General features: G+C 43.7%; 10 protein-coding genes and 3 pseudogenes. 12 read left to right on the top strand and 1 reads right to left on the bottom strand.

From position 1 onward, the window contains the following. Window positions 1-8 precede the first annotated feature (8 nt). The 7 genes and pseudogenes from AC0L66_RS10130 to AC0L66_RS10160 all read left to right on the top strand — a co-directional run. Window positions 9-137 (top strand): annotated as a pseudogene (locus tag AC0L66_RS10130) (ATP-binding protein); the annotation flags it as partial. 30 nt (window positions 138-167) lie between these two features. Next, window positions 168-560 (top strand): chemotaxis protein CheW, encoded by a 393-nt coding sequence (locus AC0L66_RS10135; RefSeq protein WP_473569220.1) that lies wholly within the window; start codon window positions 168-170, stop codon window positions 558-560. 133 nt (window positions 561-693) lie between these two features. Beyond that, a complete protein-coding gene (locus AC0L66_RS10140) occupies window positions 694-1074 on the top strand; it encodes a chemotaxis protein CheW (protein WP_473567138.1) in 381 nt (126 codons plus the stop codon). Between the two features lie 153 nt (window positions 1075-1227). Further along, window positions 1228-4362: a methyl-accepting chemotaxis protein gene (locus AC0L66_RS10145; protein WP_473567139.1), complete on the top strand. Its 3135-nt coding sequence runs from the start codon at window positions 1228-1230 to the stop codon at window positions 4360-4362. A gap of 88 nt (window positions 4363-4450) precedes the next feature. After that, a complete protein-coding gene (locus AC0L66_RS10150) occupies window positions 4451-4726 on the top strand; it encodes a hypothetical protein (protein ID WP_473569222.1) in 276 nt (91 codons plus the stop codon). 93 nt (window positions 4727-4819) lie between these two features. Then, window positions 4820-5224, top strand: a pseudogene (locus AC0L66_RS10155) (CheR family methyltransferase); the annotation flags it as partial. Window positions 5225-5278: 54 nt separating this feature from the next. Beyond that, entirely contained in the window at window positions 5279-6373 is a 1095-nt protein-coding gene (locus AC0L66_RS10160) for a protein-glutamate methylesterase/protein-glutamine glutaminase (protein WP_265675672.1), read from the top strand. 164 nt (window positions 6374-6537) lie between these two features. Here the strand turns inward: AC0L66_RS10160 and AC0L66_RS10165 are convergent. Next, window positions 6538-8359: pseudogene (locus tag AC0L66_RS10165) on the bottom strand (PhoX family protein). 358 nt (window positions 8360-8717) lie between these two features. On the opposite strand from AC0L66_RS10165, the gene AC0L66_RS10170 reads away from it, so the two are divergent. The 5 genes from AC0L66_RS10170 (at window position 8718) to AC0L66_RS10190 (ending at window position 13702) form a co-directional block, all read left to right on the top strand. Further along, entirely contained in the window at window positions 8718-9314 is a 597-nt protein-coding gene (locus AC0L66_RS10170; RefSeq protein WP_473567141.1) for a 6TM ABC transporter family protein, read from the top strand. Next, complete coding sequence (locus AC0L66_RS10175; protein ID WP_473567142.1) at window positions 9212-10339, top strand: ATP-binding cassette domain-containing protein; 1128 nt, start codon at window positions 9212-9214, stop codon at window positions 10337-10339. The genes AC0L66_RS10170 and AC0L66_RS10175 overlap by 103 nt, the downstream gene beginning before the upstream one ends. Further along, window positions 10332-12020, top strand: coding sequence for an ABC transporter transmembrane domain-containing protein (locus AC0L66_RS10180; protein WP_473567145.1), 1689 nt, complete (start codon window positions 10332-10334; stop codon window positions 12018-12020). Before AC0L66_RS10175 ends, AC0L66_RS10180 begins: the two co-directional genes overlap by 8 nt. Window positions 12021-12090: 70 nt before the next feature. Further along, window positions 12091-12414 (top strand): ATP-binding cassette domain-containing protein, encoded by a 324-nt coding sequence (locus tag AC0L66_RS10185; protein WP_473567147.1) that lies wholly within the window; start codon window positions 12091-12093, stop codon window positions 12412-12414. Further along, window positions 12407-13702: an HlyD family type I secretion periplasmic adaptor subunit gene (locus AC0L66_RS10190; protein WP_473567149.1), complete on the top strand. Its 1296-nt coding sequence runs from the start codon at window positions 12407-12409 to the stop codon at window positions 13700-13702. The genes AC0L66_RS10185 and AC0L66_RS10190 overlap by 8 nt, the downstream gene beginning before the upstream one ends. The last annotated feature ends 43 nt before the right edge of the window (window positions 13703-13745 follow it).

The following is a 13745-nucleotide window of genomic DNA, read 5'->3' on the forward strand; positions in this document are numbered from 1 at the left end:
TCTCAACCGCTGAGCAAGTTACTACCGTATCAGGTCGTGGCGTAGGTATGGATGTGGTGAAACGCAATATCTCCAGTATGGGTGGCACTGTCGAAATTAGTTCAACACTGGGGGTTGGGACAAAAATGTCCATTCAACTCCCCCTAACCTTAGCAATATTAGAAGGGATGTCTATCTGTGTGGGAGAACATGTCTATATTATTCCCCTAACCTATATTGTTGAGTCAATTCAACCCAATATCGATGATCTTAAAAAACTCAACAGCGGCGAAACCATGATCAGAGTTCATGACGAATACGTGCCCATCCTTCGACTGCATAAGTTTTTCAATCTGGATACGGACGTAACAGAACTGCATGAAGGTATTGTCGTACTGTTAGAGCATGGCAACAAAATAATTGCATTGTTTGTCGACAGCTTAATTGGGCAACAGCAAGTCGTTCTTAAAAATTTAGAAAACAACTTTCGTAAGATCCCTTGTATTTCCGGTGCCACCATTATGGGCGACGGGCGTGTTTCGCTCATTTTAGATGTTGCCGATTTAGTCAGGCAGCGCTAATTTTTTCACACTCTAACAAGAACTCACGTCTCCATTTCCTAGTATGTTATTAATGCTTATTTTTGAACAACCAATGTAGCGCTTGGTATACACAGTTTTAAATGGATAGATGACAATCGACACGGAACATATCATGACATCGAGCATCGAAAACAATTCAGGCAACAGTATCAAGACGGTCGCTAAAGAGTACCTCACTTTTTGGCTCGGTCAAGAGTACTACGGCATTGATATTCTCACTGTCCAAGAGATCAGAACCTATGGCCAAGTCACCGCTATCGCCAATATGCCACCTTATATTAAGGGTGTAATGAATTTACGTGGTGTGGTTATACCCATAGTAGATATGCGTATTAAGTTTAAATTGTCTGATATTACGTACCATGACATGACCGTTGTTATTATCTTAAATATTGATGAACGCATTGTCGGTATTGTCGTGGATAGTGTCGCGGATGTGCTATTACTCGACACGGTCGATGTGCAGCCTCCCCCGATTTTGCCAGTGCATTAGACACAAAATACATTAAAGGGCTTGCCTCGCAAAATGAGTTAATGCTCATCTTGATTCACATAAAAAAATTAATGAGCAGCCAAGATATGGCGCTATTTAACCAGATTGAAACTGACAGCTCGCCAGCTCATGAAACTAAGAAAGGTCATGATCATGAATAATGAAGATAGAGAATACCTCATTCAGGAAAATGAAATACTCGTCTCGACGACTGACATGTCAGGGAAAATTACCTATGCTGACGATAATTTTGTTCGAGTCAGTGGGTATTCGCGAGACGAGCTATTAGGTAGCCCGCATAACATCGTCCGCCATCCAGATATGCCTAAAGAAGTATTCAAAGACTTTTGGCGAGAAATCAATTTAGGGAATTGCTGGTCAGGTATTATCAAGAACCGCCAAAAAAACGGTGGATATTATTGGGTGAAATCCGATGTAACCCCATTATACAAAGATGGGGTTCAACTCGGTTTTATGTCCGTTCGCTCAATGCCTAATAAAGTCGACCTAGAAAAAGTAAAGATTCAATATTCACAATTCAACGAAGGAGAACAGGGTGATCTCGTCATCAAGCGTGGAAAAGTGGTTAAAAAGCAGCATGTTAACTCAATTAACGCACTCAGCATCAAACAACGTCTATTCGGTTTAGTATTAATCGCAACGATATCTCTTTTCACCGTGCTCGGCATCGGTATACACAGTTCATACACTGAAAAAGAAGCGGTTGAACACCTTTATAACAACCACATTGAATCGTACAGCCGTTTACTCACCATCGATAAACTGTGGATAGAAAATCGACTATTGCTGCAATCCTTGCTGCTAACCGATGACTTCGAAAAACATCTCAATATCAGTAAAACGCTTAAAGACAATGCCTTAACACTTAAGCAAATTACCACTAACCTGATCGATAAATTTGACTTAGAACATACCTCGGAAATCGAGAGATACCGAATCATCGCCGAACAAAGCGATCAGTTAGCTGCCACATCACTATTAGACATTTATTCGACTTTATCTTCTAGTGACGAAAGCAGGCGTAGTAATGCTGACTTCCGCTCTCTCATCCTCGCCTCCGTAACGGAGATTTTGGCTTACGAACAGTCTATTGGTGACCTTATTTTAGAAAACCGACAACAATCCATTGATATTTATGAAGAAAGCAAGTACGTTTTTTGGTTTGAAGTCGCGCTCTCATCCATTATTACCCTACTTTGCATTATCGCGTATCTAATCTTCGCCTTTATCTTCAACCGAGATATTAACTCTAGATTAAGTGATATTCGACGTTACTTTACTCGCCTTGTTAAAAAAGACTATCTCTTTGAGATTAACATTGAAAAAAATGATGAAATTGGACAAGTACTACAATCGCTAAAAATAATGAAAGTACAGTTAGCGTATAATATGGAAAGCGTCCGTCAAAAGGCCATCGCAGCGACGCGTATTAAAATTGCCCTTGATAACGTGAGTACTAACATGATGATTGTAGATAACGACAACACCATCATCTACGTTAACCCATCGATCATCGATATGTTCACGCAAGCTGAAAAAGAACTAAAAGCCTATTCACCTGATTTTGATGTCAATAGATTATTAGGTGTGAATATCAACGACCTTAATTTAGTCACCATCCATCAGCAAAACCGACTCTCAAACAATTATCAACAAGGTGGACATGACACTCCGCAAACCATTGAAGTTGAACAAACTCAAGAAATCGACATTAATGGCAGAATATTTAACATCGTCAGTAACCCTGTTATTGATGAGTCCGGAAAACAAATTGGCTATGTTACCGAATGGGCCGATCGAACCATCGAAATAGGAAGCGTTCGTCAAAAAGCAAGGGCGGCAATGCGTATCAAGATTGCCCTTGATAACGTAAGTACTAACATGATGATTGTAGATAGTGACAATATCATCATCTATGTTAACCCATCAATCATCAATATGTTCAAACACGCAGAAGCGGAGTTGAAAGCCTACTCACCGGATTTTGATACTAATGAATTATTAGGTGTCAACATCAACGACCTTAATCTAATCAAAATTAACCAACAAGATAAGCACGACACTCAGCAAACGGTTGAGGTGGAAAAAAATCAAGAAATCGATATTAATGGCAGAATATTTAACATCATCAGTAACCCTGTTATCGATGAAGCTGGGAAGCAAATTGGCTATGTGACTGAATGGGTCGATCGAACTGCCGAAATAGGCGTCGAAAAAGAAATTGAACATGTCATTCAATCCGCGGTTGAAGGGGACTTTTCTCAGCGCATGGCTCTAGACGGGAAAAACACCTTTTTCACTATGCTTTGCGGCAATATGAACCGCCTATTAGAAATCAGTGAAGTCAGTCTAACCGATATCGTTACCGTCCTCTCTTCCTTGGCAAAGGGCGATCTGACGTCAAAAATTACAGCCGACTATTCAGGCGCCTTTGGAGAACTCAAAACAAGCTCCAATTTAACGGTCACCAAATTGAAAGAGATGATTCTGCATATAAAGATTTCTGCCGACACCATCAACACTGCCACTAAAGAAATAGCGATTGGTAATATAGATCTAGCACAGAGAACTGAAAAACAAGCGCGTAGCCTTGAGGTCACCTCATCCAGCATGGAAGAGCTCACTATTACCGTTAAGCAAAATTCTGAACACTCCAAACAAGCGAACCGCTTAGCAAAAGACACGTCGGCAAATGCGCTCAAAGGTGGCGAGGTCGTGAAGCAAGTGGTTGAAAATATGTCCGATATTCATACCAGTTCACAAGAAGTCATGAACATTATTTCAGTTATCGACAGCATTGCCTTCCAAACCAATATTCTGGCTCTAAATGCCGCGGTTGAGGCCGCACGTGCAGGTGAACAAGGTCGGGGTTTTGCCGTTGTGGCGACCGAAGTTCGTAACTTGGCTCAGCGTTCTGCCGCTGCGGCAAAAGAAGTAAAAAGTCTGATCAATTCGTCAGTACGCAAGATTGAGGTAGGCTCAAAACTGGCGACCCAGGCTGGTGACTCAATCTCTAGCGTGGTCATTTCAATTCAAGAAGTCGCGCAATTGATTGAGGAAATTACCCAAGCCTCTGTTGAACAAAGTGTTGGGATTGATCAAGTTACCCGATCAATTTTGGAAGTCGATGATGTCACACAACAAAACTCAGCCCTAGTCGAAGAAGGCTCGGCCGCGGCTAGTTCACTAGAAGAACAAGTCGCTAATCTTGCCGTTTACGTGGCAGCATTTGATACGGGTGAACAGCAACTCCCCCTCAGCATGTAGCCAGTGAATCCCATTTTGGTGAGAGAAGTATGCACGTAGCACTAGGCTCTCATAACCATGCTGATGACAGCGATTGGTCTGAGTTTTGATGTTAATTAACGCTCAACTTGACTATACAGAAGCGGACTTTAACGCTATTGCCTCGTTAGTGTATAACCGGGTGGGCATTTCATTACACAAGAATAAAAAGAATCTTGTATACAATCGCTTAATTGGTCGTGTAAGGGCAAATAAACTCTCAAATTTCGCCCAGTATATTAAGATGTTGGGTGACAATAGCCATACTGAATGGGAATATTTCGTCAATGCTCTTACCACTAACTTGACCTACTTTTTAGGGAACACTATCACTTTGAGTTATTGAAAGCCTATGTTAATGAGCACTTTGTGCACACAACGATAACGGAACCTGTGAGGATTTGGTGCTCAGCCTGTTCCACCTAGTGAAGAGGCCTACAGTATCGCTATGACAATGGTTGAAGTATTTGGGACAAGTAAACCTCCAGTAAAAATATTGGCCACCGATCTCAACACGCATGTTCTATCCATCGCCAGAAAAGGGCATTACACACCAGACCAACTTGAGCGTGTCACGGAAAAGCAAATGCATCAGTTTTTTATTGCTCATAAACACAATAATACGTACGAAATCAAGCCGGAAATTAAAGCACTTGTCCACTTTAAGCGTTTGAATTTGATGGATAGACAATGGCCAATGAATAGTCAATTTCAGGCGATTTTTTGCCGAAATGTAATGATTTATTTTGACAAAAATACTCAACGTTCTCTTTTGAATAAATTTGCTCACTATTTACTCGGCAGGCTCTCTGCTGTTTCTGGGTCACTCGGAGAATTTTCCTGATCATCAGAACCAGTTTGTATTGCTACGGCAAACGACGTATACGCGAGTGTGATTATGCCATTAAAAGTAATCATCACCGACTCTTGTCATGAAACGTGCGAAGTTCTAAATAGAATCATAAGCAGCCAAGCCAATATGACGGTCGCAGCTATCGCCCATGATGCAAAGCAAGCAAGAGCCCTGATAAAACGTATTGAACCAGATGTTGTTACTCTCGCCATTGAACTTGACGGTATGAATGGACTGGATTTTTTAGATAAAATAATGACACTTCGCCCAATGCCTGTTGTGATTATCTCAAAGCTCATTGACAGAAACCCTTCAATCGCACAACAAGCACTAAAACTTGGCGCCATGTCCTGTCTTGCCAAACCCCACGTGCATCAATCACAAGACCCCAACTTTGAGGCATTCGCAATATCAGTGATTAAACAGCTCAAACACGCCGCGGTACACTTTAAATATGAGCAACAGAAATCCTCTCCATTGACTAACACCATTAAATCAGTTGCTAAATCAGCCGTTAGCCCTCCAAACAATAAACCATCTCTCGGGGATGTCACTCATCACCTGATAGCAATCGGCGCATCAACAGGAGGGACGGAAGCAATTACTCTGCTCTTAAAAGGTCTACCCACTGACTGTCCCGGTATCGTCATTGCTCAACATATGCCCCCGGGGTTTACTCATTCATTTGCTGCCCGTCTACAAGGTTTATGCGCCATTAAGGTTCAAGAAGCGCAACACGACCAAATAATTCGGTCGGGTCATGCGTATATTGCTCCAGGAAATACTCATCTTCTTGTCCAAAAACGTGCAGGAGTGTATTACACCATTTTAAGTGAAGGGCAACCTGTCAACCTGCATAAGCCCTCCATTGATGTATTGTTTGAATCCATTGCTGAAAACATCAAGACGTTAGGTGTCGGAGTGATTCTAACTGGCATGGGCAAAGATGGGGCGGCAGGTTTATTGAAAATGAAACAAGCTGGCGCAAAAACCTTCGCTCAAGATGAAAAAAGTAGTGTTGTCTACGGCATGCCACGTGAGGCAAAAAAAATAGGAGCGGTATTGCAAGAACTCCCCATAGACGAAATGGCACAGGCAATTCTGAGCGTCATTAAGCAAACCTCAAAACGGTCCAAATAGACCTATCGAGAGTATTTATCGTTAATCGTTTATTCCTTACGCCCTAATGACTGGATGGCTTATTACGCAACAACCATGACTCAAATACCCTCAACATCCGACGTTACCACCCACAAAAAAGGAGACACACTTGCCTCCTTTTGACTTAACTTTCGCGTTATGAATTACGCACCGATGACACCCCCATCTTTACGCGTAATCATCATAACCGATGAGCGTGGTACGGTGTTTCCTCCATCTGGGAAATGTGACGGTGCTAAGTCTTCTCCGGGGTGTTGAACTCCGACAAACATAGTTTTGTGATCCGGTGAAAAAGTGAGCCCGGTGATTTCACACGCGATTGGACCCGTTAAGAAACGGCGAATCTCACCCGTTTGTGGATCACTACACAGCATCTGGTTATTTCCCATCCCTGCAAAGTCTCCTTTATTGGAGTATTTACCATCGGTCTGAATCCATAAGCGCCCTGCCATATCAAAGCCAATGCCATCTGGGCTATTAAACATATTGTCTTTGTTTATATTACTGCTACCCGCCATTAACCCCGATTGATGAACGTCTGGATTGCCTGCCAAGACATAAATATCCCATTCAAATCGCTCTGATGCATGATCACCATTCATTGGGTTCCAACGAACAATGTGTCCGTAAGGGTTTTTCTCACGTGGATTCACCGCATTAATCGGTTGCGACGCTTTAACACCACGATGCTTGTTGTTCGTCAACGTACAGAAGACCGATTTATTACTTGGATGAACCGCGACCCACTCCGGGCGATCCATCGTTGTCGCGCCTACTTGTGTTGCAGCCATGCGCGCAAAAATCATCACTGATGCGGCATCAGGAAATCCATTCTCAGGCGTGAGTCCGTTTTTACCCCACGTCAGCGCTAACCACTGACCTTTACCATTGAGCTCACCTTCTGTGCCTTCAAATTTAGCCACGTATAGCGTCCCCTCTTCAAGGAGATCTCGATTGGAATCTGCGCCAGGCACATACTTATTCTTTGAGACAAATTTATAAAGGTGCTCGCCACGCTCATCATCGCCAAGATAAACCACAGCGTGTCCATCATCATTAATCGTAAGTGCGGCATTTTCGTGTTTAAAGCGTCCAAGTGCACTGCGCTTCTTAGGGGTTGAATTAGGATTCATTGGATCAATTTCAACCACCCAACCATGGCGATGCGGTTCATTGGGCTCTTGTGCCATATCAAAGCGAGTATCGTACTTATACCAATCGTAGCCTCGGTCTTTCTTACCTAGGCCATAACGCTGATTGCTTTCTGACAATGGATTATCGGAGGTATCTGCAAAATAGCCGTTAAAATTCTCTTCACACGTAAGGTACGTGCCCCACGGTGTTTGTCCATTCGCACAGTTGTTGAAGGTACCGAGTATTGCCTTACCTGACTTATCGACATTGGTTTTTAACAGATCGTGTCCTGCGGCTATACCTGGTCATTTCCATTTCAGTAAACGCCGTAACTCGTCGGTTTAAGCGCCCTTCAAGATTGACTTGCCACTGGCCATTTGTCTTCTTCAGTTCAACAACAGAGACGCCGTGAGCCGCCTGCCCCTTGCGTACGTCGTCTGCAGAAATGTTCTTACCTTGATGTTGATACAAGTACTCGTTATTGGTGTACTCGTTGTTTACAGCAAGCACTGCGCGATCATCTGAAATCAGAAAAAAAGTCATGCCGTCATTATTGTCACCAAATTGCATCTCCTGCGCTTTGGCGTCATTGGACTGGCTAAAGGCTGGCGCCCCCTTCTTAATCGCATCACCCCATGAAATCAATACATCCGCTTGGTAGCCCTCTGGCACCTCTATCGTATCCGCGGTAGAAATAGCGATCGCGTCAAAACCCAATAGCGATGACTGGCTGGGTTTCGTATTTGCAATAGCTTGACTAACGGGACTGGCTGCAAAAAAACCAACTGTGCCAGCCGCCCCCGTTGCCTTTAAAAAACGTCGACGAGACATTGCCGCATCAACAAATTTATTGAATTCAGGTTCACAATCTAACGGACGCTGGTCATGGTTTTGGTTAAATAGCTTCACAGTGACTTCCTTTCTATTGAAGAAAAGGCCATTCAAATGGCCATATTGATATTATGGCCGCTATCATGCCCGGCATTTATGACACGATAGTTACAAATAATTAACACTTATATTAATTACTATTCAACCGTTATGGCCCCTTTCGTATTCCCTGTAAACCATGTCATAAGGACGACGCACGTCATCGACGATCCCTTATGAAAATTATTTACTGTTACTGTTTGAAATATCGTGTTTTTTGTCCGAGTCTTAATCTAAATGGATAAGAAATGAGTTAAGTATGGATACGACATTCTCAGCAGGCGTTCATGGCATAAAAAAAGTGTTAGTTCCTTCTGTGCTGATCAATATACTCTCACTTGCCGTCCCTCTTACGGTTTTGCAGATTTACGACCGGATCATACCGAACCAAAGTTACGGCACCGCAACTTTATTGCTCGCAGGCGCAACGCTTGCCGTCTTGCTAGATGCATTGTTGCGATATGTGCGCTCTCGTGTTCTCGCGGCAGAATCCTCAATGATGGAGCAACAACGCTATTCAGACACCGTTCGTGCGCTCGCTACCTCGCCTGTCAATGAGATAAAACAGCTCAAAGTGGGCGGCGTCCAAAATGGCCTCGATTCCATCGCCAAAATCAAAGACCTATATTCAGGGGGGTTATTGTCAGGACTCATAGATATTCCTTTTGCGCTACTATTTTTGTTTTTGGTTTACTACGTGGGGGGGCATTGGTTGCCGTTCCCATTGTTGTTTGGTCGGTCACTTTTGGGTTTGTGTGGTTATCTGGGGCAAGAGCAAAACAACGAAGCCTGCAACATGCCAAATCAGAAGATGCGCGCGCAGGATTCTTACTCAACCTATACAGAAATATTTTAGGCATTAAACGACAAGCCAATGAATACAAAGCGTTTAGCGCGTACAAAGGAATTAACCAAGCACATCGACTGACAATTGCAGAAGACGAGAGAAAAAACGCGTTGGCACAAGAATGCATCTACCTCGCTTCCTTAGGCACCTCTGTTATTCTCGTTATTGCTGGGGCTTCTCATGTACTTTCAGGAGACTTGACCACCGGGGGATTAGCGGCCTGTTCCATATTAGCAGGCCGAGCAGTAGCACCGCTCAGCGCTCTAACCAATCTGAATATCCGCTATGCGAATATGCAAACATCGATTCAAAGCGTCAAAGCCCTTTTATCCCTCTCTCCCTCAAGAGCTGAAGAGTCCACCGCATCAGAGAAACTGGCATCCCTGCACTTCAAAGCTTTAGTCATCTCTCGTTTTTCAAAACACTACCAAGTCGATGCACATTTACCTGCTGGTACAGTCTGCCAAGCGATCTGCGTCGATAAAGAAGCGGCCAGTCAATTTCTGACTATTGCTGCTGGAGTCAGCCCGGGACATTCGGGCAACATCGCGTTTAACGACACAAACGTCGAAGAGTTTTCTCGCTTAAAAAGAACGTCATACATCGGATCACGATCATCTATCTTGCACGGATCGATATTAGACAATTTATGTGGCTTCAAACCCGAATTATCAGAGCAGGCCTTAAGTTATTGTCAATCCCTTGGGCTGTACGACGTGCTGACTCAACTCCCAGACGGACTAGAAACCAAGCTTGGGGAACTACCGACCATTCCACTTAGTCATAGCAGTATTCGCCTTATCAATATTTGTTTTCAACTTGCCCGCCCAACTTCGGTTATATGTATCGACACACCTGAACTTGATTTAGACATCGACACATGGCCGAAACTCGCCAACGTCCTGCAGCAAGAAGCAAACAACGGCAGGCTGGTCTTGTTAGTCAGCTTCAATCCTATATTTACCAACCTATGCACTGAAAGTTTACGACTAGAACGTCCACTGGCAGCACAAGAAGGAGTGACGAATGAATGAGTTAGAAAGTGCATCATTGAAGTCACTAAGGGTGTTAGAGGTCAGCAGTAATATTGATGTTTTCGCCCATCAATGGGTGAAAGAAAATGGGCTCAATAACCTCGAAGACTATTTGAGTATGCTTGATCGCCTTAATGTCCCCTATCGTATCATCAGCACTCAAGAGCAACTCAACGCCAATGCATTTAAAGTGGCGGTATTGGTCAACGATGATGAATTCGTTGTTGCTCAACTCAATAATCAAACCTTAGAATGTATAAATACTCGACAGCCGTTTGATTCAAAAACGCTTAAGCGCTTCAAGTTAGCTATCTTATTGGAAGACACACCACCAGATAAACCCGATGCCAACTGGATGGGGTCTCGTTTAGACAGTTACAAAGCCGTGATCCCCAAGGTCGCTCTCGCCAGTTTGTTCGCGAATTTATTTGCACTAGCGATTCCGTTCATTACCATGTCAATCTATGATCACGTCATTGGAGGTGACGCTGCCCACGAACTGCAAGGCATCGCAATTGGGGCGGGGATTTTATTTTTCATGCTATGGCTACTCAGAGTACTACGTAGCCAAACTCTTGCCACTGTAGCAAACCGAATAAGCCGTGAAATATCCGATGCGCTAATTAAAAAACTACTCACGGGTAGTTACGATGTCTGTAAATTAACGCCCCAACAAAGCCAAGTCAGTCAGATGGGGTTTGCCGAAAGAATATCCGGAGTCTTAGCCGGACCGCTCGGTAATGCGCTATTCGACATCCCATTTGTGTTAATTTTTTTAATCGCTATTGCGGCGCTCGGTGGATGGCTTGTTATCGTCCCTATTGTATCGCTTATTCTTTACTACCTCGTGGCAACAAGCAGCATTAAAAACTCGGCGCTTAAAGCCAATCAATCCACTATTTCAGGGACAAATAGGCAAACCTTAATTGCAGAATTATCGAGCCAACTTGGTTACATGAGAAGTAGTCATTTAGTCGACGGCTGGCTCACTCGATTTGATCGAGCGAATCATCTCGCCACTAAGAACGGCTTCAAACAAACCGTACATCAAGCGAAATATACCTCGATTTATTATGCCATTGGGGTGATTTCAACCATCGCAGTGGTAGGGTTAGGTATCGAGTTAATTTTCAATCAAGTCATGTCTGCGGGTGGGCTGATTGCGACGATGATGCTTATTTCTCGCGTCACCGGTCCTGCGCAAACACTCGCGAATAGCGCGCTTCGCCTTCAGCAAATCCAACAAACACAATTAACAATCAACCGAACACTGACACTAAACTCTGAGGAAGCTTACCGATATCAGCATCATGATCTTCCTGAATCGGCGCCGCAAATTGAGCTAGACCAAATAACACTCCGCTACGCTAATCAAGCCAAACCCGCCCTAAGTGGCATCAGTGCGATAATTGAACCTGGAGAAATTGTTGCCATTACGGGTCCATCAAACAGCGGTAAAACGAGCCTTATTGATACTATTGCCAGCTTTCAACCCATTCAAAATGGCATTGTTAACATCAATGGCATTAATTTAAGCCAGTACGCACCGCTGCTCTATCGACACTGGATGTTTTATAAAGCATCACACCCAGAAGTACTGCTTACTAACATTCGAGATTGGTTTTCCGACAAGCAACTTATCAAAGATTCCGAGATAGTGAACGCCATAAAACAGGCTTAGTGGCAAAGATTGGTTTGAATCCTTACCCGCTGGGCTTGATACACAACTGACGGAGTTCTGGCCAGCGACAATGTACGATTTACTCTCACGCTTTGAGGCGCGAATGCTCATTGCCGCAAAGGCACTTGCCATACACTACCCTTTATACCTACTCGATAATCCATTGCATGATTTATCGCCAAAATCTGTTGAATTATTTAAGCTTTTTTTAGACATAAAACGCGGCAAATCAACCATTCTTTATAGTTCACAAGATCCTGAGTTAATTAAACTTGCTGATAAAGTTCTGGTTCTTAACCAAGGCAGCGTCGCCTATTTCGGACCTCTTGCTGAAGAACAAACGGCAGAAGCCACACCACATGACAACACTATGGAGGGCGTTGCTAATGAGTAATCCTCAATACGCTGAAGCAATAGAATCACAGCAAACTAAAAGACTTCTCTCTATTACTACCTATGCCATCGCATTGTGTGTCATTGCTTTCGTTGCTTGGTCAGCGCTAACGCAAGTGGATGAAATAGCAAAAGCACAAGGTACCGTAATTCCAGAAGGTGAACGCCAGATTATTCAAAGTGATATTGGCGGGAAATTAAAGACCATTTCAGTCCAAGAAGGCGATTTAGTGGAAGCTGGACAAGTCCTCGTAGAGTTCGACGCCACTTTTCAAACCACCGCACTAGAAGAACTCAAAGCCCAATCAGCATCGTTAAACCTAACAATCGAGAGATTGTCGTCGCTTATCGATGAGCGCGAGCCTGATTTCGCACAATATCAAGCACGCTACCCTGAATTAGTGGCAGAACAACGTGCCCAACGCAGCGCTCAAATCGCACTCTATTATCAAAAACGCATTGTCTTAGAAAAAGAAGCGGAGCAAATCGCAGAGCAGCTTCGTACCACCGACAACGCCATTCCAGCCTATGAACGTCAATTAAGCGCGTCTAAGCAAGAATTGGTGATCCTTCAGAAAGGTCTTAAAAGTGGTAACATTTCTCGTTTGAGAGTATTGGAGATGCAACAAAAGGTGGCGTCTATAGAGCAGCAAATTGAAGAGGCGCGCGGTAAAAATGCCTTACTTCTTAAGCAAGCCGATTCTAATGATGAAAAAATCACTCAACTACTTGCAGAAGCGAAAGTTGAAGTAGCTGACCAACGCTCCAAAGCGGCCTCCCAACTATCAGCTTTGAAAGCAAGGGTCCGCTCAGGTGAAGCAAAACTCACTAACACCGTACTTACCTCCCCTCTTCAAGGGCTCGTACAGAGCATACCAAGTACAAGAGTTGGTACCGTTATTCAGCCCGGGGGCACAGTTGTTGAGATTGTGCCTATCGGTGGTGTCGCAGACTTTAGAGCCAAGCTTTCCCCCAGAGATATCGGCTTTGTCAGTGAAGGGCAACATGCTCGCGTTAAAATAGATGCCTACGATTACAGTCGATTTGGTGCCCTACAAGGCGTTGTAGAATCGATTTCCCCTACCACCAGAAAAGATGAAAAAGGCAATATTTTCTATGAGGTGACGATTGCCGTTGAAAAGCCGTTCTTTCGAGATAACCCTGAGAAATTCGCGATTTTACCGGGCATGACGGGCGAAGTCGACATTACCACCTATGAAAAAACCGTGTTCCAATATTTATGGAAGCCCATATTCACCAATGTGAGTCGCGCATTTGGTGAGCGCTAGCCATCATGCTCGAGGGAGAAAACTAGTTCTATAAAAACGACGT

Source organism: Vibrio sp. GJ43-1, from assembly GCF_055808835.1.